This is a genomic window from Lacimicrobium alkaliphilum, assembly GCF_001466725.1.
In the GTDB taxonomy this organism is placed as follows: domain Bacteria; phylum Pseudomonadota; class Gammaproteobacteria; order Enterobacterales; family Alteromonadaceae; genus Lacimicrobium; species Lacimicrobium alkaliphilum_B.
Map to the genome: position 1 here is coordinate 1,733,796 of NZ_CP013650.1, position 26,797 is coordinate 1,760,592.

General features: G+C 49.9%; 16 protein-coding genes and 7 tRNA genes. 15 read left to right on the forward strand and 8 right to left on the reverse strand.

The genetic code is table 11. The features are described from left to right. Position 1: 1 nt before the first annotated feature. From AT746_RS07920 to AT746_RS07935, 4 genes are all read right to left on the reverse strand, one after another. Positions 2-1,804, reverse strand: a complete 1,803-nt coding sequence (locus tag AT746_RS07920) for an ABCB family ABC transporter ATP-binding protein/permease (RefSeq protein ID WP_062478789.1) — start codon at positions 1,802-1,804, stop codon at positions 2-4. Positions 1,805-1,828: 24 nt separating this feature from the next. Beyond that, positions 1,829-3,451, reverse strand: coding sequence for a response regulator (locus AT746_RS07925; protein ID WP_062478793.1), 1,623 nt, complete (start codon positions 3,449-3,451; stop codon positions 1,829-1,831). A 765-nt stretch (positions 3,452-4,216) separates the two neighbouring features. Further along, a tRNA-Val gene (locus AT746_RS07930) sits at positions 4,217-4,292 on the reverse strand. Between the two features lie 144 nt (positions 4,293-4,436). Then, positions 4,437-4,512: transfer RNA gene (locus AT746_RS07935), tRNA-Val, on the reverse strand. A 266-nt stretch (positions 4,513-4,778) separates the two neighbouring features. Here AT746_RS07935 and gltX point away from each other — a divergent pair. The 7 genes from gltX to AT746_RS07970 all read left to right on the forward strand — a co-directional run bounded on the left by gltX (position 4,779) and on the right by AT746_RS07970 (position 9,353). Then, positions 4,779-6,182 carry a glutamate--tRNA ligase gene (gene gltX / locus AT746_RS07940; protein WP_062478796.1) on the forward strand — a complete coding sequence of 468 codons (1,404 nt, stop codon included), beginning with the start codon at positions 4,779-4,781 and terminating at the stop codon, positions 6,180-6,182. A 66-nt stretch (positions 6,183-6,248) separates the two neighbouring features. After that, a tRNA-Ala gene (locus AT746_RS07945) sits at positions 6,249-6,324 on the forward strand. A 38-nt stretch (positions 6,325-6,362) separates the two neighbouring features. Beyond that, positions 6,363-6,438, forward strand: a tRNA-Glu gene (locus AT746_RS07950). A 120-nt stretch (positions 6,439-6,558) separates the two neighbouring features. Then, positions 6,559-6,634 (forward strand) — tRNA-Glu (locus tag AT746_RS07955). A 232-nt stretch (positions 6,635-6,866) separates the two neighbouring features. Further along, positions 6,867-6,942: transfer RNA gene (locus AT746_RS07960), tRNA-Ala, on the forward strand. 220 nt (positions 6,943-7,162) lie between these two features. Then, positions 7,163-7,238 (forward strand) — tRNA-Glu (locus AT746_RS07965). 357 nt (positions 7,239-7,595) lie between these two features. After that, a complete protein-coding gene (locus AT746_RS07970) occupies positions 7,596-9,353 on the forward strand; it encodes a putative bifunctional diguanylate cyclase/phosphodiesterase (RefSeq protein WP_231731046.1) in 1,758 nt (585 codons plus the stop codon). A gap of 14 nt (positions 9,354-9,367) precedes the next feature. Here AT746_RS07970 and pyk read toward each other — a convergent pair whose 3' ends face one another. Both pyk and AT746_RS07980 read right to left on the reverse strand, forming a co-directional pair. Then, positions 9,368-10,804: a pyruvate kinase gene (gene pyk, locus AT746_RS07975; RefSeq protein ID WP_062478800.1), complete on the reverse strand. Its 1,437-nt coding sequence runs from the start codon at positions 10,802-10,804 to the stop codon at positions 9,368-9,370. 229 nt (positions 10,805-11,033) lie between these two features. After that, entirely contained in the window at positions 11,034-11,885 is an 852-nt protein-coding gene (locus tag AT746_RS07980; protein WP_062478802.1) for a MurR/RpiR family transcriptional regulator, read from the reverse strand. Positions 11,886-12,133: 248 nt separating this feature from the next. Between AT746_RS07980 and zwf the strand changes: the two genes are divergently transcribed. The 5 genes from zwf to AT746_RS08005 are packed head-to-tail and all read left to right on the forward strand — an operon-like array spanning position 12,134 to position 17,768. Then, positions 12,134-13,633 carry a glucose-6-phosphate dehydrogenase gene (gene zwf / locus AT746_RS07985; protein WP_062478805.1) on the forward strand — a complete coding sequence of 500 codons (1,500 nt, stop codon included), beginning with the start codon at positions 12,134-12,136 and terminating at the stop codon, positions 13,631-13,633. Next, positions 13,630-14,316: a 6-phosphogluconolactonase gene (gene pgl, locus AT746_RS07990; protein WP_062478808.1), complete on the forward strand. Its 687-nt coding sequence runs from the start codon at positions 13,630-13,632 to the stop codon at positions 14,314-14,316. Before zwf ends, pgl begins: the two co-directional genes overlap by 4 nt. 14 nt (positions 14,317-14,330) lie before the next feature. Continuing rightward, the gene (gene edd / locus AT746_RS07995) at positions 14,331-16,160 is read left to right on the forward strand and encodes a phosphogluconate dehydratase (protein WP_062478811.1); all 1,830 of its coding nucleotides are present in this window, start codon (positions 14,331-14,333) and stop codon (positions 16,158-16,160) included. Next, on the forward strand, positions 16,157-17,110 hold the full coding sequence (locus AT746_RS08000; RefSeq protein ID WP_156413650.1) for a glucokinase: 954 nt from the start codon (positions 16,157-16,159) through the stop codon (positions 17,108-17,110). Before edd ends, AT746_RS08000 begins: the two co-directional genes overlap by 4 nt. A gap of 4 nt (positions 17,111-17,114) precedes the next feature. After that, positions 17,115-17,768 carry a bifunctional 4-hydroxy-2-oxoglutarate aldolase/2-dehydro-3-deoxy-phosphogluconate aldolase gene (locus AT746_RS08005; protein ID WP_062478814.1) on the forward strand — a complete coding sequence of 218 codons (654 nt, stop codon included), beginning with the start codon at positions 17,115-17,117 and terminating at the stop codon, positions 17,766-17,768. Positions 17,769-18,153: 385 nt separating this feature from the next. Here AT746_RS08005 and AT746_RS08010 read toward each other — a convergent pair whose 3' ends face one another. Together AT746_RS08010 and gap are read right to left on the reverse strand one after the other, a co-directional pair. Continuing rightward, positions 18,154-18,993: a D-hexose-6-phosphate mutarotase gene (locus AT746_RS08010; protein ID WP_062478817.1), complete on the reverse strand. Its 840-nt coding sequence runs from the start codon at positions 18,991-18,993 to the stop codon at positions 18,154-18,156. Between the two features lie 73 nt (positions 18,994-19,066). Further along, a complete protein-coding gene (gap, locus tag AT746_RS08015; protein WP_062478820.1) occupies positions 19,067-20,074 on the reverse strand; it encodes a type I glyceraldehyde-3-phosphate dehydrogenase in 1,008 nt (335 codons plus the stop codon). A gap of 199 nt (positions 20,075-20,273) precedes the next feature. Between gap and malQ the strand changes: the two genes are divergently transcribed. From malQ to glgX, 3 genes are read left to right on the forward strand one after another with little or no spacing between them, the layout of a single operon-like run. Continuing rightward, a complete protein-coding gene (malQ, locus tag AT746_RS08020; protein ID WP_062478825.1) occupies positions 20,274-22,478 on the forward strand; it encodes a 4-alpha-glucanotransferase in 2,205 nt (734 codons plus the stop codon). A gap of 1 nt (position 22,479) precedes the next feature. Beyond that, entirely contained in the window at positions 22,480-24,684 is a 2,205-nt protein-coding gene (gene glgB, locus AT746_RS08025; RefSeq protein ID WP_156413651.1) for a 1,4-alpha-glucan branching protein GlgB, read from the forward strand. After that, the gene (gene glgX / locus AT746_RS08030) at positions 24,677-26,761 is read left to right on the forward strand and encodes a glycogen debranching protein GlgX (protein WP_062478830.1); all 2,085 of its coding nucleotides are present in this window, start codon (positions 24,677-24,679) and stop codon (positions 26,759-26,761) included. Before glgB ends, glgX begins: the two co-directional genes overlap by 8 nt. Positions 26,762-26,797 lie beyond the last annotated feature (36 nt).

Here is a 26,797-nt window from a genome sequence, read left to right on the forward strand (position 1 = left end):
ATTATCCGGACTCCTTATCGCGGCGCTGATGCTGCTGGGCATGCCAGAGCCGGGCGTAGTAACCCTCGGTTTGCAGTAACTGCTGATGGTTTCCCTGTTCCACTATTGCGCCTTCACTCATCACCAGAATTTTATCTGCATCCACTACGGTTGAGAGCCGGTGGGCGATCACTAAACTGGTATGGCCGCTGGAGACCTCTGTGAAGGCTTTGAGTATGGCTTGCTCCGACTGGCTATCCAAAGAGGATGTGGCTTCGTCAAACAACAGAATCGGCGGGCGTTTGAGGATCACCCGGGCAATGGCGACCCGCTGTTTTTCACCGCCTGAAAGCTTCAGGCCCCGTTCTCCGACCTGAGTCTGGTGCCCTTTGGGCAGCGTGCGAATAAAGTTATCCAGATGGGCCATGCGGATGGCATCCAGTACCTCCTGCTCACTGGCATCGGGACGGGCGTAACGGATATTCTCGAAGATACTGTCATTAAACAGTACGGTGTCCTGTGGCACGATGCCGATGGCCTGTCGCAGGGATTGTTGGGTAACGGCGGCAATATCCTGACCATCAATCAAAATCTTACCCTCGATGGTGTCGTAAAAGCGAAACAGCAGTTTGATCAGAGTGGACTTACCGGCACCGGACTCACCCACAATGGCGACTTTCTGGCCCGGGCTGACAGTAAAATCAACCTGTCTGAGAATAGGGCGGTCAGACTGATAACGGAAACTCACCTGTTGAAAACGGATGCCGCCACCCTCTACCTTAAGATCCTGAGCATCAGGTGCATCGGCAATCGCCGGTTGTTTATCCAGCAGCTTGAACAGGTTTTCAATATTTGCCAGCGCACCGCGAATTTCGCGATACACAAAGCCTAGGAAATTCAGCGGCATAAATATCTGCATGGTAAAGGCATTGATCAAAACAAAATCACCTATGGTCATCCGTTCCTCTACCACGCCATTGGCGGCCATCAGCATCATCGCGGTCATGGCACTGGCTATCACCAGAGCCTGGCCGCCATTGAGTACAAACAGCGATAAGCGGTTTTTACGTCGGGCCTGCTCCCAGCCAGCCAGGTCCTGGTCATAACGACGGGCTTCATAGGTTTCGTTGTTAAAGTATTTTACCGTTTCATAGTTCAGCAGGCTGTCGATGGCTCTGGAGTTGGTTGATGAGTCGGCCTGATTCACTTCGCGCACGTACTGGGTGCGCCAGTGGGTAGCTCTGACAGAAAATCCCACATAACAGATCACCGAGGCGAGAATAATGACCGCAAAGCTGACTCCATAGTGATAGAACAACAAGCCGACTACCATGGCGATTTCGAGCAGGGTGGGAACGATATTAAACACCATAAAGCGCATCAGAAAGCCGATGCCGGTGGTGCCCCGCTCAATATCCCTTGATAGTCCGCCGGTCTGACGGTTCAGGTGAAAGTCGAGATCCAGACGGTGCAGGTGTTCGAAGACCTGTAATCCGAGACGACGCATGGCCCGTTCGGTAACCCGGCCAAACAAGGTGTCGCGCAGCTCACCAAAAAGTACATTGAACAGTCGTAACAGACCATAGGCCAGGATCAACATCAGGGGAACGGCAAGCAGTGTCTGTACGCCTTTTTCGAGATTGAGATTGTCGACCACATGTTTAAGGATAAAAGGCATACCAACGCTGGCCAGCTTGGCACCCACAAGGCACAACATGGCAAGAACAATGCGGCCCTTAAATTCGCGCAAGTAAGGTAGCAGCTGCCAGATAACCGACCAGGGAACGGGCTGATCAGGATCGACAGGAAATTTATTGCGACGCATTGAAACAGGCGAACCGGTGCGGCATTAAATCACTTCCTGTAGAAAGGATTTGACTCTGAGATAACGTTGTTCCTGCTCTTCGTTGAGCTGACCATTTTCTATTGTGCTGATACAGCGTTTGACCACCGTATTAGCATGTTCAGATATGCCTTGCTCTTTTGCTTTCATCACGATGGCCTGCAGCAGGTTCAGCGCAATGGACGCATTCTTGGGCATCAGCGTATAGGCTTGCCTGAAGCTGCGCATGGCGCTGTCGAGTTCGCCTTTCTGATAGTAGTCCACGGCACTGTTATTGAGCTCTTTCGGTGTTTGTCTGATGGCCGTTTTTTCTTTCTTCTCTTGTTTAATATAGCGAAGGAAAAGCTCTCCTTGTTCCGGATTGCGCTGACAACGCAGCTCTATTTCGTCGAGCACCTCCAGACAGCGTTCGTACAGGCCAAGTGCGTGAAATACCTTGGCTTTGTCGAGTAAATCTTCAAAATCATCGGTATCCAGTGAATCACCGCTGAGTTGCTCTATCAGTGTGCGCGCTCTTTCTTTCTCATCCTGCAGATACAGCAATCTTGCGTTAATCACCTTCATTTGCTCCTGCAGTTCCGTTTTGGGAAAGGCAATCTGGAACTGGCGGATATAATCGTTGGCCTGTTTGATCAGGTTAGCTGTATCTTTGTCATCAGCTGTCATAGCAAAATCAATACCGGCGCGGGCCACATTGATATAATTTTGCGGCTTGTCGTGGATTGAGTGTTTGGCAAATTTAACGATACGTTTGGCGGCTTCAAACTGGGTCTCGTAGTCATGAGTGAGCCGGGACAAGGCGATTGCTGCATTATGGCGGCGCAGGTTGCGAGGGGAGATTTCCGAGGCCATCAGCACGGTCTCCAGCGCTGACTCGAAGTCCTCCTGTTTTACATTCAGACCATAAAGTAGATCGTAAGCCATCAGCTGTGAATCTGGCTTAAAAGCCAGTTGTAGTATGAGCTTTTCCGCTTCTTCGTCTTCATCAAGTTTAATCAGCGCATTGACCAGCCCCAACTGTGCCCAGGCAAAAGGCTGCACATTAATAATGGCGCGATAAAAATCTCTCGCCTGTTCGGTCATATCGCAGGCCAGTAACAGTTCACCTTTGGTTTTTAGTGCCAGTGGGAAGAACTCGGCGTTATCAGGATTGGTGAGGAAATTCTCGACTTCATCCAGAGCCTTGTGCAATTCATCTTTTTCCATCAGTTGATAGACGTTGCGCAGGGCACGTTTGCGCTTAAGTACTTTGGTCAGACGCTTGTCGAGATCTTTGACGCTAAAGGGTTTAGCAAGAAAGTCATCTGGTTGCAGTTCAATAATGCTGTGCACCAGCTCGGAACTGGTGTCGGCACTGATAAACACAAAAGCGGTACTAAGGGGCAGGGCATTGGTACTTTTCAACTGGTCGTAGAGATAGTACCCATCCTGATCCTTTTTCAGGTTGTATGAGCAGACAATCAGGTCAAAGTGCTCTTCTTCAACATATTTAAGGGCACTGGTGGCCTTGTCGACATAGGTAACGTTACGCAAGCCGAGCTCTTCCAGAGCATATTTCATATATCCTTGCGCCAGAACCTGATCATCAACGATCAGTACCTTACATGATGAAGCCAGTTTTGCGTCCATAACCCGTCTAAAAATCACAATGCTGTAAGTAGTTTATCGTAGATTGCAGTGTGGAAATAAGGAAAAAGACGAAATTAACCGCTGACAGGCTGTTTTAACCACGAAATATACAGAAGAGCCTGCTCACCACAAAGACATGGGGGCACAGAGGTTTCAGTATATTAAAGGAAATGGTGGATGGTACCGGGTTGGAATCAGTGACCCCTGTGTTGTAACGGGAGCGGGTGGTGCTGGCACCGACCTGTATTTCATTCAGTATAGTAAGGGAAATGGTGGATGGTACCGGGTTGGAATCAGTGATGCCCGTGTTGCAATAAGAGCGGGTGGTGCTGGCACCGACCTGTATTTCATTCAGTATAGTAAGGGAAATGGTGGGTGGTACCGGGTTGGAATCAGTGATGCCCGTGTTGTAACGAGAGCGGGTGGTGCTGGCACCGACCTATATTACATTTGGAATATTAAGGAAAATGGTGGATGGTACTGGGTTCGAACCAGTGACCCCCGTGTTGTAACGGGAGCGGGTGGTGCTGGCACCGACCTGTATTTCATTCAGTTTAGTAAGGGAAATGGTGGGTGGTACTGGGTTGGAATCAGTGATGCCCGTGTTGCAATAAGAGCGGGTGGTGCTGGCACCGACCTGTATTTCATTCAGAATAGTAAAGGAAATGGTGGATGGTACCGGGCTGGAATCAGTGATGCCCGTGTTGTAACGGGAGCGGGTGGTGCTGGCACCGACCTGTATTTCATTCAGTATAGTAAGGGAAATGGTGGATGGTACTGGGTTCGAACCAGTGACCCCCGCCTTGTAAGGGCGGTGCTCTCCCAGCTGAGCTAACCATCCAGGGAAAGAAGTTATAACCTTTAAAAAACGAGTTATATTTAAAAATGGTGGATGGTACTGGGTTTTAATCAGTCACCACCGTGTTGTTAAAAAGAGTGGGTGGTGCTGGCACCGCCTGACGTATCTAACAACAATTCATGAAAATGGTGGATGGTACTGGGTTCGAACCAGTGACCCCCGCCTTGTAAGGGCGGTGCTCTCCCAGCTGAGCTAACCATCCGCTCGTTTTCTGACTCACCAAGTTATCCTCGGCAAGTGGAGGCGTATTATAGGGAGGCTGTTTAAGCTGTCAACTCTAAATTGCAAAAGTACAACTGAATGGATAAAAAGCACCCAGACAGTATAAAAAGCCAACAGGGTGCGCATTTAAACTCTGCTATTTGCTGAATATCAGGTCGGGAGCCGGTGGGAGATAGGTTTCTGAACACAAGGCTGTTAAAATGCGCCAGCATTACTTACCCAATCAATCCTAGGAAGATACAGACAATGACAGTGGTTACCCGTTTTGCGCCAAGTCCCACAGGTTACCTCCATGTAGGCGGAGCGCGCACAGCACTCTATTCCTGGCTATATGCTAAGAGTCAGGGCGGAAAATTTGTGTTGAGAATTGAAGATACGGATATTGAACGTTCAACACAGGCGGCCATAGATGCGATTCTTGAAGGTATGGAATGGTTGGGGCTGAGCTGGGATGAGGGTCCTTACTATCAAACTAAGCGCTTTGATCGCTATAGGGAAATCATCCAGAAATTGCTGGATGAGGGAAAAGCTTATAAGTGTTATTGCTCCAGAGAGCGACTGGAAAAGTTGCGTGAAACGCAGATGGAGCAAGGTGTTAAACCTAAATATGATGGTAAATGCCGTGATGCTTCAGAGCAGTCGGGTGATTATGTAATTCGTTTTAAGAATCCCCAGCAGGGCAGTGTGGTCATAGAAGATCATATTCGTGGCAAGATCGAAATCAGTAATAATGAACTGGATGATCTGATTATTCAGCGCACTGATGGTACTCCTACGTATAACTTCTGTGTGGTGGTGGACGACTGGGATATGGGGATATCTCATGTGGTGCGAGGGGAAGACCATATCAATAATACCCCCAGACAGATCAACATTCTCAAGGCCTTAGGTGCCCCGGTGCCGGAATATGCTCATGTATCCATGATTCTGGGGGACGATGGTAAGAAGCTTTCCAAGCGTCATGGTGCCGTTGGGGTAATGCAGTATCGGGATGATGGCTTTTTGCCTCAGGCCTTGCTGAATTATCTGGTCAGGCTGGGCTGGTCCCATGGTGATCAGGAAATCTTTAGCGTTGATGAAATGATCGAGCATTTCAGCCTGGATGATATTGGCCAGTCCGCTTCCGCCTTCAACACGGAGAAACTGATTTGGCTCAATCAGCACTATATTAAATCGTTGCCGGCAAGCGAGGTGGCGAAACATGCACAGTGGCATTTCCGGCAACAAGGTATAGATACCAGTAAGGGGCCGACATTGGAACAGGTAATAGAGATTCAGGCTGATCGGGTAAAGACTTTAAAAGAACTGGCCGAGGTCAGCCGCTATTTCTATGAGGATTTTGATGAATTTGACGAGAAAGCGGCGAAGAAACATTTACGTCCAGTGGCCAGAGAAGCGCTGGAAATCGTAAAGGTTAAGCTGTTGGCCGTGCAAAGCTGGGAGCCTCAAAGTCTGCACCAGGCGATCAATGACACGGCTGATGAATTAGGTGTGGGTATGGGGAAAGTTGGTATGCCGTTAAGGGTAGCGGTTACAGGTTCAGGGAATTCGCCTTCTTTAGATATCACCTTGAATTTGTTGAATATTAAACAAGTTGAACAGCGTTTAGACAAAGCGCTCAATTATATAGCAAACAGAGAAAATTCTTAAAAAAAGCGTTGACATAAAAAGGGGGGGTGCCTAGAATGCGCCCCGCTGTCAGATAACGGCAATGCCGGGGCTATAGCTCAGCCGGGAGAGCGCTTGCATGGCATGCAAGAGGTCGGCGGTTCGATCCCGCCTAGCTCCACCAAGATTAGGTATTTTGCCAGCGCGAAATACAAAAGTCCTGTCCCCTTCGTCTAGAGGCCTAGGACACCGCCCTTTCACGGCGGTAACAGGGGTTCGAATCCCCTAGGGGACGCCATATATAAGAACTGAAAGTGCACACACAATTGATTGTGTCACATAAGGGTGAGAATCCGCAGTTCGAACAACGAGTCCGAAATTTAAGGAAGCGTTGTAGTAAAGAGTTTAGAAAGTCCTTGTCCCCTTCGTCTAGAGGCCTAGGACACCGCCCTTTCACGGCGGTAACAGGGGTTCGAATCCCCTAGGGGACGCCATATTCCAGAACTGAAAGTGGACACAATATTGATTGTGTCACACAGGGGTGAGAACCCCTGCGGTTCGACTAAAACGCCGGGAGCGTTTTGGAACAGCCGAAGGCTGGCCCGAAGGGCGCAGGGCAGGGAGAGCCCGGAGTAATCCCCTAGGGGACGCCATATTCCAGAACTGAAGGTGAACACATCATTGGGTGTCTCACTTGGACGCAGCCCTTCAGTAAAGTAGTTTTTAGGGGCTATAGCTCAGCTGGGAGAGCGCTTGCATGGCATGCAAGAGGTCGGCGGTTCGATCCCGCCTAGCTCCACCAAGATTAAGTATTTCGCCAGTGGGAAATACCAAAGTCCTTGTCCCCTTCGTCTAGAGGCCCAGGACACCGCCCTTTCACGGCGGTAACAGAGTTCGACTAATTTGCCGGGAGCAAATTAGAACAGCCGCAGGCTGGCCCGAAGGGCGAAGGACAGGATGTCCGGAGTAATCCCCAGGGGATTCAGAGCGCCGGTGGGTAAGAAATAGTTTAGAAAGTCCTTGTCCCCTTCGTCTAGAGGCCTAGGACACCGCCCTTTCACGGCGGTAACAGGGGTTCGAATCCCCTAGGGGACGCCATATCTAAGAACTGAAATGCACACAAAATTGATTGTGTCGCATAGGGGTGAGAACCCCTGCGGTTCGACTAAATTGTAGGGAACAATTTAGAACGTGCTTAGCACGGCCCGAAGGGCGCAGGGCAGGGAGAGCCCGGAGTAATCCCCTAGGGGACGCCATATTCTAAAGCCCGTTCAGTAATGAACGGGCTTTTTTTATGCCCTGAAGTCTTCAGATGTATATTTTCCTAACAGTATTATTTCCATTTCTTTCAAAAAGTTACCTAAACTGTACTGATAACCCTCAGGTAATACTGAGTAACAGCAGATACAGTTACTGTATTGTTTGTTACTGAGAGGGTATAAGGAGATACAGATAATGCTTGAAAACCATGGCCAGACGATGCCCCCGCTCTCCGCCATCAATAATGGGGAGTCGCTTTCCGCTGTTAAACAGAGTGAGCAGAAGTTTTATGAACTGATTGAAAGCCTGCCAATGGTCGCGGTCCAGGGCTATAACAAAAAGCGTCAGGTTATATACTGGAACGAGGCAAGTCGGCGTCTGTATGGTTATACCAGGGAAGAAGCTCAGGGGCGTCTACTTGAAGATCTTATCATTCCGGACTTTATGCATAAGGACGTGATTAAAGCACACCAGAACTGGCTGGATAAAAACATCAGCATACCGGCAGAAGAAATTGAACTGCAACACAAAGATGGTCATTTTGTGCCTGTTTATTCCAGTCATGTGATGATTAAGCAGGATAGCGGTGACTGCGAAATGTTTTGCATCGATATCAGTTTGCAGGAGCAGAAAAAGGCCAGGGAAGATCTGCGTAAAATGGCCAGCTTCGACGATTTAACTCAATTACCTAATCGCAGATTGATGGAAGTGGAGTTATCAGCACGTCTGGCAGAGGCAGGACGATTTAAACGGGACATGGCGGTTGTATTTATTGACCTGGATAATTTTAAACTGATCAATGACACCCTCGGCCACCATTTCGGCGATCAGTTATTAAAGCAGGTTGCTGACGCGATGAAAGCAGAAATCAGGGACTGTGATCTGCTTACCCGATTCGGCGGGGATGAGTTTGTTTTGTTGTTACTCGACTTTGAAGGGGCTGAGGGCATTCATGAACTGCTGCAGCGCCTGATCAATGCCCTTGATAAGGGGTTTGTGCTGGATGGAGACTGTTACCAGGTGACAGCCAGCTTTGGTGTCAGCCTTTTTCCTGATGATGGGGTAACGGTCGCTGAACTGATGGGTAACGCAGATGCCGCCATGTATCAGGCAAAAGGGAAGGGTAAAAACAGCATCTGTTTCTATACCTCGGATATTAATGACCGGTTGGTTCACTATCAGGATATAACGGCACTGCTACGACGGGCCATTGTTGCAGATAGTCTGCAACTCTATTTTCAACCACAGATGGATTTGAACTCGTCAGACATGGGTTCCTGTGAAGCACTGTTGCGGTGCTTTGATGATAAGGCCAGGCCTGTTTCTCCCGCAATCTTTATTCCTGTGGCGGAAAAGTCAGGCCTGATTAATCGCATAGGAGACTGGGTTCTGGACGCCGCCTGTAAGCAGTTGCGTGCCTGGCAGGGCACGGCACTGGAAAAGACGAGAATAGACATTAACCTCTCGGGCCGACAACTGACGAATCATCACCTGGCCGATCATATTTTGCGCACACTGCAGGATTATGGGCTGGATCCAAGTCAGCTGGGTCTGGAATTGACAGAAAATGAAGTAATAGGTGGCGATGAAGAGCAAATAGGCCAACTGGAAAGGCTTAAACAGGCTGGCGTACACATTTCTATTGATGATTTCGGTACCGGTTACTCATCTTTGGTTTATTTGCGTAAGTTACCAGTGTGCAGCCTGAAGATTGATCGAAGCTTTCTTCATCACGCGATGGAGAATGATAGTGACATGGCGATTATGCAGGCCATGATTACAGTGGGACATCGGTTAGGATTAAAAGTCGTGGTAGAAGGAGTGGAAACCCCGGAGCAGGATAAACTGGTCAGGGATTTAGGCTGTGATCTGGCGCAGGGATTTCTGTATGCCCGGCCAATGCCGGCGGAAAAAATGCCGGCATTCCTGGCGGATATGAACTCTGGTGATTAAGATTTCAGGACGTTTCAGGATACCGTAACAATCTTACAGCCATTAGTGGCGCCTTCGGTTTCCATTTCATCTCCGTAGGTCATAATGAACTGATCTCCGGATTGCACCAGGCCGTGCTCTTTGAGACAGTCAATGACAGTCTGTTTGAGTTTACCGGGCGGGCATTGGGTTGAGTCAAAAAATACCGGTTTCACCCCACGATACAACGCCATCACATTGAGTGAACTTTGATGGCGGGAGAGGCCGTAAATGGGTAATGAGCTGGTGATCCTGGACATCAGCCTAGCCGTGCCACCACTTTCCGTCAGTGCAACAATGGCTTTAATCGTCGACAGGTGATTTGCTGCATAGACCGCAGATAATGCTGTTGTTTCACTGATAGAGGTGAAATGCTCGTCCATGCGATGCTTGGAGATTTGTACGCTCGGGTGGGTTTCTGCACCCTCACAAACCCTCGCCATGGCCTTGACAGTTTCTACCGGGAACTGGCCCGCTGCAGTCTCAGCAGAAAGCATCACTGCATCTGTTCCATCAAGCACGGCATTGGCTACATCCATCACTTCTGCCCTGGTAGGCATCGGGCTTGATATCATGGATTCCATCATTTGCGTGGCGGTGATCACAACTTTGTTAAGCTGGCGGGAACGGGAGATCAGTTTTTTCTGCACGCCGACCAGTTCTGCATCGCCAATCTCGACTCCGAGATCGCCGCGGGCCACCATTACCGCATCACTGGCAATAATCACATCGTCAATGGCCTCGTCACTGGCCACGGCTTCTGCGCGCTCAACCTTGGCGCAAATCTTGGCTTTACAACCCGCTTCCTCTGCCAGTCTTCTGGCATAACGCAAATCGTCACCATTACGGGGGAAAGAAACTGCCAGGTAGTCAACCGACATGGCGGCGGCTGTCTTAATATCCTGTTTGTCTTTCTCTGTCAGTGCTTCTGCGGAAAGCCCGCCACCGAGACGGTTGATGCCTTTGTTATTTGACAGTTTCCCGCCCACCGTGACTTCGGTATTAACTCTGTTACCCTGAACATCGGTGACTTTCAGCTGTATACGACCATCATCGAGTAGCAGTATATCTCCGGTGCTGACATCAGCGGGCAGAGCTTTGTAATCGATACCGACACAATGGGCATCCCCGCTGTCATTATCCATGTCGGCATCGAGACTGAAGTTGTCGCCTACCGCCAGCTCTACAGCACCCTGTTTAAAGCGGGCTACCCTAATTTTAGGCCCCTGAAGATCGCCCAGTATGGCGACATACTTACCCAGTTTCTGCGCCACGGTTCTAACTTTTTTAGCGCGTTCAATATGATCCTGAGCGGTGCCGTGGGAAAAGTTCATTCTGACTACATTTGCGCCTGCAGCAATCACGGCTTCTATGGATTGCTCAGTGTCAGTCGCGGGACCCAGGGTGGCTACGATTTTAGTTCTTCTTAACATGGGGAATGTCTCTCTTGTCACAGTTCACAGAATATCAGCTTTCGATAAGACTACATGAAGGATAGTGTTTTTTGTAATTTTATTACAAAATTTTAGCGGAAAAGGCTGTTAATGTGAAATATTTTGACGATTAGACGAGTTCTGACGCCAGAATAGCAATGACTGGATGTTCTGACACCTATGATTGTCTCGAAGGTAAAGCAGAACGGCTGTGCGCGCCGGTTATCTGCTACTGCTGTTTTCTGTCGTAACGGGACTCTCGCAGGGTATCTTTAACCCGTTTAAGGTTCTCCCTGAATTTAGTGCCCCTGCGCAGGGTGAAGCCAGTGGCAAGCACATCAATAAGGGTCAACTGTGCGATACGGGAGGCCATTGGCATATACATGTCAGTATCTTCCGGCACATCCAGTGAGATCACCAGTGAGCATTCTTTTGCCAGCGGGCTGTCTTTAGAGGTGATGCCGATGACTGTGGCATCATTGCCGCGCGCAATCTGGGCAATTTCCACCAGACTTTTGGTGCGACCTGTATGTGAAATCAGCACCACAACATCTTCTTCACAGCTGTTCATACAGCTCATGCGTTGCATCAGAATGTCATCAAAGTAGATCACCGGCACATTGAAACGGAAGAATTTGTTCAGTGCATCATGTGCCACTGAAGCTGAGGCGCCCAGACCAAAAAAAGAAATCTTCTGCGCCTGAGTCAGCAGATCCACCACCCGGTTGATCACATTGATATCCAGTGACTGGCGTGCCACTTCTAAGGAGGCCATGGTGGACTCGAAAATCTTCTTGGTATATTCCTGTGGCCCGTCTGACTCCTCAACATGCCGGTTTACATAAGGCGTGCCGTTAGCCAGGCTTTGGGCCAGATGCAGTTTGAAATCCGGAAAGCCTTTGGTATCCAGGCGCCGGCAGAACCGGTTAACCGTGGGCTCGCTGACATTAGACTGTTTCGCCAGGGTGGCAATACTTGAATGGATGGCTGTCTGGGGATCGGCCAGTATGACTTCGGCTACTTTGCGTTCAGATTTACTGAAAACGGCCTGACTCTGGGTAATTTTTTCTAAAATGTTCATAGTGATGACAGCTTCTACTTATAATGTGTAAAACAGTATCTGTAATTTTTTAACAGATTTGCGGGGGATTTACCCGCAGAATCGGCAAATTATTTTCTCTGCTGAGAAAAAACCGGCCTCAATCTTGTAATTTTATTACATTTAATGTTAACTATTAGGCAAGTTTACCAAGTCAGCCGAGCGTTATTTAGTAAATTTACCGCGTTTTGGTAATTTTTTTCGAATTATTTTTATTCAGGTTGAAACTTATGGCGTTGGAAAATACCGTTGAAGCATGTGACTTTGTTATCTTTGGCACCAAAGGTGATCTCGCCCGTCGCAAATTGCTTCCATCATTATATCAATTGGAAAGAGCCGGTCTGATACACGCGGATACGCGCATTGTCGGTGTCGCCCGCAACCAGATGGAACTTAAAGAGTATGTCCAGCTGGTAAAAGAAAACCTGCAGGAATTTATGTCCGAAAAGCTGGATGCGGCGGTCTGGAAGACCTTCTCTGCCAAGCTGGACTATCTGTGTGTGGATATGAAAGATCATGCCGGATACGCTGTGTTCAAAGAGCATGTGGATGCTGACCGGACTATGGTGTGCTATCTGGCTACGCCACCTTCGATTTATGGTGATATCTGTAAGGGGCTGCATCAGGCAGGGGTGATCGATCCTTCTATGCGTGTGGTGCTGGAAAAACCTATCGGTCACGATTTGGCTTCTTCTAAGGTGATAAACGAACAGGTTGCGACTTACTTTAAAGAAAACCAGATCTACCGTATTGATCACTATCTGGGCAAAGAAACGGTGCTTAACCTTATAGCACTGCGGTTTGCCAATTCTATTTTTGCGACTAACTGGGATCACAACTGTATCGACCATGTGCAGATCAGTGTGGCCGAGTCTGTCGGCATTGAAGGGCGCTGGGGTTATTTCGATGAAGCCGGTCAGATGCGGGATATGGTGCAAAACCATTTGTTGCAGATTTTAAGCCTCATCGCTATGGAGCCGCCCACGACACTGGATGCTGATGCGATACGTGATGAAAAGCTAAAGGTACTTAAGGCGCTACGTCCCATTAATAGCTCCAATGTGTCAGAGAAAACGGTGCGTGGACAGTATAGTTCGGGTTTTGTCAGAGGGCAGGAAGTACCGGGTTATCTGGAAGAGCCTGATGCCAACCAGAAGAGCGAGACGGAAAGCTTTGTGGCACTTAAAGTCGAACTGGATAACTGGCGCTGGGCCGGCGTGCCTTTCTATTTGCGTACAGGTAAACGCATGCCCACTAAGGTCAGTGAGATTGTGATTTACTTCAAGTCGCAGCCTCATAACCTGTTTAAAGACAGTTTTTCCAAATTGCCACCAAATAAGCTGACCATTCGTCTGCAGCCGGATGAAGCCGTTGAAGTGACGGTGATGAATAAAGTGCCGGGGCTGACAGGCTCCAGTTCTATGAACCTACAGAAAACCAAGCTGGATTTGAGCTTCTCAGAAACCTTCAGTGACGAGCGTATTGCCGATGCCTACGAAAAGTTGTTGCTGGAAGTGATGCTGGGTAATCAGGCATTGTTTGTTCGCCGGGATGAGATTGAACAGGCCTGGACCTGGGTAGATGGCATTATTGATGCCTGGAACAACAGCAATGAACCACCTGAAGCCTATCAGGCAGGAACCTGGGGGCCGGTGGCCTCAATCGCATTGCTGGCCCGGGATGATCGCGCCTGGTATGAGAGCAAAGTCGGCAAGAAGGGAAAACAATGAAACAGAATCTTTTCAGCAGTACCGAAGCGCTGAATAAAAGCTTTGCTGAACGCATCGTTAAAATACTAGAGCAGAGCATCGCCGAGAATGGCCGGGCCAGTCTGATTGTTTCAGGTGGCAGAACGCCTCAGGCATTGTTTGCTGAACTGAGTCAGACCGATCTGGACTGGTCGAAAGTAGTAGTGAGCCTGGCTGACGAACGCTGGGTGGATACCAATGATGATGCCAGTAACGAAAAAATGGTGCGCACACACCTGCTTAAAAATAATGCTGCTGAAGCTACCTTTATCGGCCTTAAAACAGACGCAGAAGAAGCAAAGGATGGCGTTGATAGTTGTATTAATCACCTCACTCAGATCCCAAGGCCTTTTGATGTGGTGATTCTGGGCATGGGTGAGGATGGGCATACCGCATCCTTATTCCCTTGTTCTGCTCAGATCGGCGAAGGCCTGGATCGCAACAACCAGAATGCGTATCTGGCTGTGCAGCCAACCACAGCGCCAAACTGGCGTATGTCTCTGTCACTGTCAGCGCTGCTTAACAGCAGGCAGGTATTTTTGCATTTACAGGGTGATAAGAAAAAAGCCGTGTTGGATCAGGCACTGGCCGGAACTGACGAATTCGAGATGCCTATCCGGGCCGTATTGAACAATACGGATGTGGAGTTGATGTGGGCACCCTAAAACAGGAGAAATCCATGAATCCAATTATCCAGCGAGTTACCGACAGGATTATTAAGCGCAGTCAGAAAACCCGCGACGAATATCTTCAGAAAATTGACAAGGCGCGTCGGGACGGGCCGCACAGAGGCGTACTGTCTTGCGGAAACCTGGCTCATGGCTTTGCAGCCTGCAACCCGGATGACAAGTCCTCATTGCGCAGCATGACCAAAGCCAATATCGCCATTGTCTCTGCCTACAATGACATGCTTTCTGCCCATCAGCCCTATGAAACCTACCCGCAACTGATCAAACAGGCGGTGCATGAAGTTGGCAGTGTGGCGCAGTTTGCCGGCGGTGTGCCGGCCATGTGTGACGGTGTCACTCAGGGTAATCCGGGCATGGATCTGAGCCTGATGAGCCGCGATGTTATAGCCCAGGCTACCGCCGTTGGTCTGTCGCACAATATGTTTGACGGTGCACTGATGATGGGGATCTGTGACAAGATTGTTCCCGGACTGTTGATTGGTTCTCTGAGCTTTGGCCATCTGCCTACGGTATTTGTGCCAGCCGGCCCCATGCCATCGGGTATTCCCAATAAGGAAAAGGCTCGTGTACGCCAGGCTTATGCCGAAGGTAAGGCCAGCCGCGAAGATTTGCTCGAAGCCGAGTCCAATTCTTATCACTCTGCCGGTACCTGTACTTTTTACGGCACCGCCAACAGTAATCAGATGGTGGTGGAGATCATGGGCCTGCATTTACCCGGATCTTCTTTTGTCAATCCAGGTACACCGCTGCGGGATGCACTGACTAAAGCGGCTGCGGTACAGGCAACCCGCCTGACGGATCTTGGCGATAACTATATGCCGATTGGTCATATTGTGGATGCCAAAGCCATCGTCAATGGTCTGGTGGGTCTGCTTGCCACGGGTGGTTCGACTAACCACACCATGCATCTGGTGGCCGTGGCGCGCGCGGCAGGCTTCCTGATTAACTGGGATGATTTTTCTGATATTTCCAATGCCGTTCCGCTGATGACAAAGATTTACCCCAACGGCTCGGCAGATATTAACCACTTTACTGCTGCCGGCGGCACAGCGTTATTGATTCGCGAATTGCTGGATGCCGGTCTTTTGCATGAAGATGTGAACACCATCTGTGGCAAAGGCCTGCGACGCTACACTCAGGAGCCGATTCTCGAAGACGGCAAGCTGGTATGGCGTGATGGCCCTGAAAAATCTCTGGATCCGGAAGTGCTGGCCAGTGTTGATGCGCCCTTCAAACCTAACGGTGGTTTGAGTGTACTCAATGGTAATCTGGGGCGTGGGGTGATTAAGACCTCTGCCTTGCGAGAGAAAAAGACCCATATCAAGGCGCCGGCAGTGGTTTTTGAGGATCAGTTTGACCTCAATCGCGCTTTTAAGGCCGGTGAACTGGATAAGGATTGTATCGTTGTGGTGCGATTCCAGGGGCCTAAAGCCATCGGTATGCCCGAATTGCACAGTCTGACACCGCCTCTGGGCGTATTGCAGGACAGAGGCTATAAAGTGGCGCTGGTCACTGACGGGCGTATGTCCGGTGCCTCAGGTAAAGTCCCTGCGGCAATTCATGTGACGCCTGAGGCCTACGATGGCGGATTACTGGCCAAAGTACACAATGGTGACATGATTGAACTGAACGCCGATACCGGTGAGATCAATCTGCTGGTTGATGACAAAGAGCTGGCACAAAGAGAGAACCAGCCAGCGGGCATCGAACACCACCTTCAGGGTATGGGGCGTGAGCTGTTTGCCGGTATGCGCTCCAACCTCACCGGTGCAGAAGAGGGTGCATGTTCCTTGTTTGTAAAACAGGAGCAGGCGCTGTGAAGGCAAGTTTTGTAGCCGATGTCGGCGGAACCAATATCCGCCTGGCTAAGGTCATTGAAGGTCAGCTAAGTGATATTGAAAAGTATCTTTGTAATGACTTTGACACTATCAGCGATGCCATTGAGCATTATTGCGCCCGTCATCCTGAAGCCGAATTTGTTGCCGGTTGTATCGCGATTGCCTGCCCGGTAGACAAAGATGTGATCAAGATGACCAACCATCACTGGCAGTTTTCCAAAAGCCAGTTGCAACAGGATTTAGGTCTGAGCTGGCTGGATGTCATTAATGACTATATGGCTATTTCTATGTCTCTGCCTCAGCTCAGCGCCGATCAGAAGTTGCAGATTGGTGGTGGTACTGCGGTTGACAACCAGCCTATCGCTGTTTTCGGGCCGGGTACCGGCCTGGGTGTTGGCCATCTGGTGATGACCTCCGAAGGCTGGATGAGCCTGGATGGTGAAGGTGGCCATGTGGATTTCGCTCCGGTGGATGACATGGATCTGGTGGTGTGGCAATTCCTGCGTAATAAATATGGCCACGCCTCGGCAGAGGAAGTGCTCTCTGGTCGTGGGCTGGTGCAGATCTATCAGGCTATTGCCGAGCACCAGGGGCGTTTTGCTGACCTTACCGAGCCGGCGGATATTACCGAGCGGGCATTGAGTAATCGTTGTGATCTGTGTGTATTAACATTGCAGCAGTTTTGCCGGGTGATGGGCAGTTTCGCCGGTAACCTGGCTCTTAATCTCGGTACGTTCGGTGGTGTTTATATTGCCGGTGGGATCGCCTCACGATTTATTGATTTTCTGATGCAGAGCGATTTCCGCTCCCGCTTCGAAGCCAAGGGGCGTTTTGCGCCTTATGTGGCGGCGATACCCACCTATCTGATTACTGAGCCTGAACATGGCTTGATTGGCACAGCCGCCTATCTGACGCAGCATTATAAAGGTTAATTTCATGACTAAAGACTGGATGATTTCTTCTGAGCAACTTTTCAATCAGGGACCTGTAGTACCTGTTCTGGTAATTAAAGACGTTGCTCATGCCGTACCACTGGCGAAGGCCCTGATCGAGGGGGGGATTCGCGTACTGGAAGTGACCTTACGTACGCCTGCGGCACTGGATGTAATACGTGAGATAGCCAGCAAAGTGCCGGAAGCCATGATAGGCGCCGGTACTGTCACTAACGCCGCTCAATTAAAAGAAGTGGCCGAAGCGGGTGCCAAGTTTGCTATCAGCCCGGGGTTAACTACCGAGTTGCTGGAAGCGGGCAATCAGGCTAATATTGCCCTGATCCCTGGTGTATCTTCTATCTCTGAGCTGATGAAGGGGCGGGATCTGGGTTACACCCATTTTAAATTCTTCCCTGCCGAAGCCTCTGGCGGCATTAAGGCGCTTAAATCCATCGGAGGACCTTTTCCTGATGTGGTGTTTTGCCCCACAGGCGGCATCTCTGCCAATAACTATCTGGATTATCTGGCCCTGCCCAATGTGCGCTGCGTAGGCGGCTCCTGGCTGGCACCGGATGATGTCGTGGAAGCCGGAGACTGGAGCAAAATCACCGAACTGGCCAGCCAGGCGGTTAAGGGTGCAGAAAAGCTGGCCGAGTAGGCTGGCTTTCACCAACCTGATTACCTCCAGTTGCCTCTGCGGCATTATTTTCAACCATTACCACACGAAAGGCACGAAAAGGAAATTTAATCACAGAGACGCGGAGGTCACAGAGGTTTTAAGGCAAAAGGCCTGCTGTTCTTCGTGACTATGGGGCTATATTGGATCTCGCAGAGGCGCAAAGGCGCGGAGAAATACAGAATTGGTGCTAAGAGCTGAGATGTAAAGAGCCTATAAACTTCTGTGCTCTTTGTGTCTCGGTGGTGAATAACTTGATATTCATAATTCCATCACTCTCCCCTGCGTTTCCGGACAAACAGCTATTAAAACCAGCGGAAACATTATTGTCAGGGGTACGGAGGCCCTGTCGTTTGTTCTTGGGCTATTACCCAATTCTCTGCGTCAGGGTATGGGTCTCGCCGGCTTGTAAGGTCTTACCCCGAGTTACTGCCGTTTCGATACACAGCATATGCTGATATTCCTGCTCCGGCATATCGGCCATTTCGGCGGCTTTTTGCAGGCCGGGATTCCAGACTACAATGCTGTCGTGACCCGAAGAGCCAATAGCCATTTGCTGCACGTTATCCTCTAACACAACCTTGTCGGCAGTACACAGGTGAATACGATCTGTTTCGGCAAGGATGTTGTAGGGAGATGGGGTAGGTAGCAGGCTGTTCTGTTGCACCTTGTCGATATACTGGCCGCTTAACCCCTGTATCTGAACCTGGCTGATATCACTGACCTTAAAGTAGCTGTGTAGTGCAGCGCGGAATTCAAAAGCGCTGTGGCCGGTGTTTCTGGTGACCAGGCTAATGCTTAACTGTTCGCCGACGTGGATAACCAGTGAGACCTCAGCATCGCCTTCAAATCCTTTGCCTGTGCTTTGCACTGGCTGAAGCACCAGTTCAGTACAATCAGAGGCATCATTGATATGCACGATATTCCAGGGCTGAGTGCGCAAATAGCCATGGGCAGGCAGGCCAGGCTGCTGATGGGCAGCAAACCAGGGCCAGCAAACCGGGATACCGCCGCGAATGGCTTTGGTGCCGTCCATGATTGCCTCAGGACTCAGCCACAAACGTTCGAGGTTATCCTTCTTTGGTATAAAACTGAGCATATGGCCACCGTAAAGCGACAATACCGCAGTGGCGGACTGATTATCCACATTGACTAACTCCAGGCCCTTATCTGAAGTACGTTGAGACACATGAGCGGACAGTTTCACCGGATTCTCCTTCGCAATAAAAAAGCGGCCTGAGGCCGCTTTATATAATATTAGTTAAGATTTAATTTAACAATCAAAGGCTTAGCCAGTATTGTGCATTATCCAGCATACGATTACTAAAGCCCCATTCGTTATCATACCATGACATCACTTTGACCAGGTTACCCTGCACCTTGGTCTGGGTGGCATCAAAGATAGACGAGTAAGGAATATGATTAAAGTCAACGGACACCAGAGGCAGCTCGTTTATCGACAGCACTTCATTCATGGGAGATTTCGCTGCGGCATCGGCGATGATTTTATTCACCTCTTCAACGCTGGTTTCGCGGCTGGCAACGAAGTTCAGATCGACCACAGAGACATTGATTACCGGTACCCTTACAGCCATACCGTCCACTTTGCCGTTCAGTTCCGGCACAACCAGGCCTACTGCGGCAGCGGCGCCTGTTTTGGCGGGGATCATAGACATAGCAGCAGCGCGGGCACGGCGTACATCGGTGTGATAGACGTCGCTTAAGCGCTGATCATTGGTGTAGGCATGGATAGTGGTCATCAGGCCATTTTCGATGCCCAGAGCGTCATTCAGGGGCTTGGCGATAGGGGCCAGGCAGTTGGTGGTACAGGATGCGTTGGAAATAACCGTCATATCGGAGGTCAGCACATCATGGTTAACACCATATACTACAGTGGCATCCACTTCTTTACCCGGAGCAGAAATAATGACTTTTCTGGCGCCAGCCTGAATGTGCATTTCGGCATCAGATTTTTTGGTAAACAGGCCGGTACATTCGAAGACAACATCAATACCCAGCTCTTTCCAGGGTAAATCAGCAGGGTTGCGCTCGCTGAAGGTGAGGATCTTGTCATCATTGATATAAATTGCCTGATCATCATGATTAACCTTAGCCCCAAAGCGCCCATGAGCGGTATCATACTTAACCAGATGGGCGTTAATGGCGGCGTCGCCTAAATCATTGATGGCAACAATTTGCAGATCGTAGTTTTTTTCTGCTTCGTAGAGGGCACGTAAAACGTTACGGCCTATACGTCCAAAACCGTTAATCGCGACTTTAATTGTCATTTGGACTCCTTATTCGCTGTTTATGTGAAAATTAATTACAGAAATTATGGATCAAACTGCCGGATAAGGCAAAAATATGTCAGAATAATGTTGTTAAATTACAATGATGGTTGTGTGCAAAGGACAACGGCATGAGCTATGTTAGATTTCTTACAACTATTCAGCCTGCACACCAACCCCTTTGAGGTGTTAATAATTGATGAAAGTATCACTGACCGATCAACTCGCCGAACTGCGCGGAATCGAATCTAATTACATTGATGCCTGGGGCAAGCCCATGGAGGTTGAGCCCCAAAGCAAACATCGCATTCTCGAAGCTATGGGGTACGATCTCAAAGACGAGCAGCAATTACAGCATCAAATTCAGCAGGAGTCAGAGCAGGCCTGGCTGGAACCTCTTGATCCGGTCATGGTAAAACGCCAGAACGAACAGCTGGTGATTGCCCTGCGCTTACCCATAGAACTGGTCAATGATGAGATGATCCTGCGCATTCACACGGAGCAGGGTGCAGAGGTTGAACAGCGGGTAGTGGCGGCTGAGGGAGAACTGATCGATGCGGCGCATATCCAGGACGGCGAATTTCAGGAATACCTGATCGATGTCAATCAGTCACTGGAGCTTGGATATCATCAGCTCAGTCTGCTGGCGGAGGATGAAGACGAAATCGCATCCATGCGCCTGATTATCGCCCCGCAGGCCTGTTATAAACCTGAAGCCATCGACAGGGGGCAGAAAGTCTGGGGCTTAAGTGTGCAGCTATATTGTCTGCGCAGCGAACATAACTGGGGCATCGGTGATTTTTCAGATCTCTGTTATCTGCTTGAACAGGCAGCAGAGCAGGGGGCCCACTTTGTGGGGCTTAACCCTATTCATGCGCTGTATCCGGCCAACCCTGATGCCTGCAGTCCCTATGCTCCGTCTTCCCGTCGCTGGCTGAACTTTATCTACCTGGATGTGACAGCTATTGACGGATTTGAACAGCCAGAAGTGCAGAAGCTGGTGAACAGCAGTGAATTCCAGGCACGGCTTGGTCATCTGCGCAATGTCGATTACGTCGATTATCAGGGCGTAACTGAACTTAAACTGCAGGCACTGGATCTGTTGTTTGAGCATTACAATCAGCAATACCTTAAAGGCAATACCAGACAGAACCGGTCGTTTAAGGCCTTTACAGAAGCAGGCGGCGAAAGCCTGCAAATATTGGCCTGTTATGACGCCTTGCAGGAACACCTGAAAAAGCAGGGTAAGGATTACTGGGGCTGGCCGGTATTTCCCAAGGGTCTGCAGGAATATCATTTACCTGAAGTCGCCAAATTCAGAAAAGCCCATGGCCAGCGAATTAAGTTCTATCTGTTTTTGCAGTGGCAGGCCGCATTGCAACTGGAAAAAGCCCACAAGCTGGCAGAGCAAAAACAGATGTGTATCGGCATTTATCGTGATTTGGCCGTAGGTGTGAGTGAAGGTAGCGCTGAGATATGGGGTAACAAAGCCTTATATGCCACCGACGCCAGTGTCGGTGCGCCGCCTGATATTCTCGGTCCTCTGGGCCAGGACTGGGGCTTGCCACCTATGGATCCCCAGCAGCTTTACCGTCAGCAGTATCAGCCTGTTATCGATCTGTTCCGTTCCAATATGCAGTCCTGCGGTGCCTTACGTATTGATCATGTGATGGCGCTGCTACGTTTGTGGTGGGTGCCTAAAGGCAACAGTGCCAAAAAAGGCAGTTATGTCTATTATCCGGTTGATGATTTGCTGGGGATCCTGGCGCTGGAAAGTCAGCGTAATCAGGTATTAGTGATAGGAGAAGATCTGGGCACGGTACCGGAAGAGATACGACAGACCCTTGCCAGTAACGGTGTGTATTCTTACCGGGTATTCTTTTTTGAACAGGCAGAAGACGGCGGATTCTTCTCGCCTGGCCATTACCCTGAGCAGTCCATGGCGACGCTGACGACTCATGATATGCCCACCCTCACAGGTTACTGGCATTGTCTGGATCTGGAATTGGGCAAGAGTCTTGATCTTTATCCCTCTGAGGAGATATTGAAGGAACTTTACGATTCCCGCCATGACAACAAACAGCGGATCCTGGACACCCTGCATGGTCATGGTTCAGTGCCTGAGTGGATGGGTCGCTATGTTGAGCAGGTGGGAATGAGTAAAGAGCTGAATCATGGCTTACAGCTGCATATGGCAACCGGCAGCAGTGCTTTGCTGAGCCTGCAACTGGAAGACTGGCTGGAAATGGATAAGCCGGTTAATGTACCGGGAACCAGCTCTGAATATCCTAACTGGCAACGAAAGCTGAGTAAGCCGCTGGAGTCTGTTTTTTCCAGCGAAGCTTTGCAGGGGCTTGCCAGAGGGTTAACCGAACGCAGACAAAACGCAAGTGACGGAGAGTAGTATGAGTCAGGCTGTGGTGAATATCGAGCAATTGGTTCAGGCCTCCTGTGCCACCCCTTTTGCCTGTCTGGGACCCCAGCCTGTGGCGTCGGGCTATGTGATCAATGCCTGGTTGCCAGGTGCTGAAAAGGTCACGGTCAGGGCCATTGAGACGGATAAAAAACTCGGTGATGCAAAGCCCGAAGGTCACAGCAGTCTGTTTCGGCTGACCATTAGCACCGAAGCACCGCCACCGCCTTACTATTATGAGGTATCGGGCAAAGAGGGCGATTATCACAGAGTCGACCCTTATCAGTTTCAGGAGCAGGCTTATCATGCCGTGCATTTTGTCGATCATCTTCCGCAGAATGTTTATAACCAGTTAGGTGCCCAGCTGGTCAGTCTGGATATTGGCCTGGCCGAACCTGTCTGTGGTACCCGTTTTGCAGTGTATGCACCCAATGCTTCAGCCGTATCGCTGATTGGCGAGTTTAACTGGTGGGACGGTTCTGCGTTACCCATGCAAAAAACCGACCTTGGCTATTGGGTCTTGTTTGTTCCCGGCATAGAAGCAGGCAACAGATATAAATACCAGATCAAAGACCGATACGGCAATACTTTACCTCATAAGGCCGACCCGGTCGGCTTTTATGCCGATCAATACCCGTCACATGCCTCTCTTGTTTACGATCATAACCAATATCAGTGGCAGGACGACAGTTGGCGTAAACAGGCCGCAAAAGACAAATACACCAACCCCATGAGCATCTACGAGGTGCACCTGGGTTCGTGGAAACGCAAAATACAGGGTAATGAGGCGCAGTACCTGAGCTATCGGGAGCTGGCAGAGCAGTTGATCCCCTATGTCAAACAGATGGGCTACACCCATATGGAGCTGCTGCCGGTATCTGAATATCCTTTTGACGGCTCCTGGGGGTATCAGCCTGTTGGCCTGTTTGCCCCTACCAGCCGTTTTGGTAACCCTGATGAGTTCAAATATTTTGTCGATCAGTGTCACCAGCAGGGCATAGGTGTGATCATTGACTGGGTGCCGGCCCACTTTCCGGAAGACGGTCATGGCCTGGCCAGATTTGATGGTACCCATGTCTACGAGTACGAAGATCCGCGCAAGGGATGGCATCCGGACTGGAATTCCTGCATCTATGATTTTGGTAAAGACACAGTACGTCAGTTCCTGGTGGCTAATGCGCTGTACTGGGTGGATAAGTTTCATATTGACGGCCTGCGGGTGGATGCCGTGGCCTCGATGCTTTATCTGGATTATTCCCGGGAAGACGGAGAGTGGGTTCCGAATGTGGACGGCGGTAACCATAACTATGAAGCCATCAGCCTGCTCAAGTGGATGAATGAAGAGGTGTATAAAGCCTTCCCTCATGCCATGACGATTGCAGAGGAGTCCACCTCTTTTGCCAAAGTCTCACGCCCTGTGTTTGAAGGGGGCTTAGGCTTTGGCTTTAAATGGAATATGGGCTGGATGCATGACTCACTGCACTATATTACCAAAGATCCGTCCTACCGCCGCTATCATCACAATGAGATGACTTTCTCGATGGTGTATGCCTTTGATGAAAATTTTGTGCTGCCGATCTCCCATGATGAAGTGGTGCACGGTAAAGGCTCACTGCTGCGCAAGATGCCCGGCGATGAATGGCAGCAAGCGGCTAATCAGCGCTGTTATGCCGCCTTTATGTATGGTCATCCGGGCAAGAAATTGAATTTTATGGGCAATGAAATCGGTCAGGCGGCAGAGTGGAACCATGACAGTTCGATCCAGTGGCATTTGCTTGAATTCGACAAGCATCAGGGGATGCAGAAACTCTATCGGCAATTAAATCACCTTTATTGTCAGACACCTTCCTTGTATGAATGTGATCATCAGCCCCACGGCTTTGAATGGATAGATCATCATAATGCAGAGCAGAGTATTCTGTCTTTTATGCGCAAATCCGCCGATGGTCGCCAGAAAGTTTATATTATCAGCAACTTTACACCGGTCCCCAGAGAGCAATTTCGTCTGGGGGTGGATGAGCCAGGTGAGTATGAGGTGCTGCTGAATTCTGATGACGACCAGTACTGGGGCAGTGGCTATGCAACACAAACCAGGCTGAGCGCCGAGTCACAGTCCTGGCATGGACGGGCTCATTCAATTCGCTTTAATTTGCCGCCGCTGGCTACCCTTTATATTCTGTTTAATGCCGATGACTGACCATTACCGGATTAGCGCCGGATATCCCGAACCTCTGGGTGCTACTTTGACCGATGATGGTTGTAATTTTGCCGTGCATGCACCCCAGGCAGTGGTGGTGACCCTGTGTTTTTTCCATGGCGATACCGAAGAGCCATTGTTTGAGGTGGTGCTGCCGGTAAAAACCGGTAAAGTCTGGCATGGTCATATCAGCGGTGTGACAGAGAGTATGCTCTACGGGTACCGGGTAGAGGGACCTGAGCAGCCTCAACAGGGCGAACAGCTGGATGCGCAGAAGCTGTTGATCGACCCCTATGCCCGTTGTCTGAACCGGTCGGCGAGCTGGAACGCCCGCCAGTATGCTGGCGATAGTCAGTTTATGCTGCCCAAGGCGGTAGTTTGTGCACCACCAGAACCCTATCCGTCAGAACTGCGCCCCCGTCATGGCAGTCATGAACTGATTTTGTACGAGGTCCATGTAAAGGGCATCAGTCAGTTACATCCCCGGGTAAAAGAGGCACACAGAGGTAAATATCTTGGTCTGTGTGACCCGGCCGTGATAGGGCACCTACAGGAACTTGGAATTACCGCTGTGCAATTGATGCCGGTAGCAGCCTTTATGCCCGAGCCTTATATTAGCGACAAGGGGCTGACTAACTACTGGGGCTATAACCCGATCAACTTTTTCAGCCCGGATCCCCGTTATGCCGTTGAAGATCCGATAGCAGAATTTAAAACCATGGTGCTAGCCCTGCACCGGGCCGGCATTGAGGTGATTCTGGATGTGGTATTCAACCATACCGCAGAAGGCGGCAGTGACGGGCCCATCTTAAGTTTTAAGGGTTTCGACAACCAGTCTTACTACCTGTTTGAACAAAATGAATTTGGGGTACCTGATTACCAGCGTTATCTGAATAATTCCGGTTGTGGCAATACTGTCAATACCGCTCATCCTGTGGTGATGAAGCTGGTGATGGATGCGTTGCGTTACTGGGTGGAAATCATGGGCGTAGACGGTTTTCGTTTTGACCTGGCGGCGGGATTGGGCAGGGATCCCTATGATTTCAGCACCCAGTCAGGCTTTTTGCGGGCTATTCGTCAGGATCCGGTGCTCTCCCGCACCCGCCTTATTGCCGAGCCCTGGGATATAGGTATGGGCGGATACCGGCTCGGACAGTTTCCGTCACACTGGCACGAATGCAATGATAAATACCGCGATCAGGTGCGTTCATTCTGGCGCGGCGACAAGGGCATGACCAGCTCCTTTGCCACCCGGCTGTTGGGTTCAAGAGATATCTTTCACAAAGGTCATCGCAGTATTCATAGTTCGGTAAATATGATCACCTACCATGATGGTTTTACCCTGCAGGATCTGGTCTCCTATAAAGAACGTCACAACGAAGACAACCTCGAGCAAAACCGTGATGGCCATGGTCATAACCTTTCGGCCAATTATGGTGTGGAAGGACCCAGCAAAGATCAGGAAATCGTCGCCCTGCGTGAACGTCAGAAGCGCAACCTGTTTGCCACCTTATTGTTCTCACAGGGAATCCCCCATATTCTCGGCGGCGACGAACTCAGCCGCAGCCAGCAAGGCAACAATAATGCCTATTGTCAGGACAATGAAATCAGCTGGTGGAACTGGGAGCAGACCCGCCGCAGCACGGATTTTCTTGATTTTTGTAAGATGGTCATACGCCTGCGCAGAGAGAGTGAGCTGTTAAGTCATCTGAACCTGCACGATGACGACTTCAGCAATCAATATAATGTGGAGAAAGTCGGCTGGTATCGCCCGGATGGAGCCAGAAAAGTGGTGGATGACTGGCATGATGAGAATAATCAGGCCTTTGCCGTGGAGCTTAAAGGTGAGGGTGATAAGGCCGAACATTGGTTGTTACTTTTTAATGCCAGTAAGCATGATGTGAAATTTGATTTACCCTCAAAAGACACGGACTGGTACCTGCTGTTGAATACGGCGGATAGCGATTTGTCTGGCTGTGGCGAGAGAGGCTACTGTAGCAAATTCACCCTGGCATATAAAAGCCTGTGCCTGTTTGCTAATAAGGGCACCGCCGAGATGCTGCAAAGAGGCGAGTGAGCGTGCCTTAACCGGCGCTTTGAGATATAATCCCGC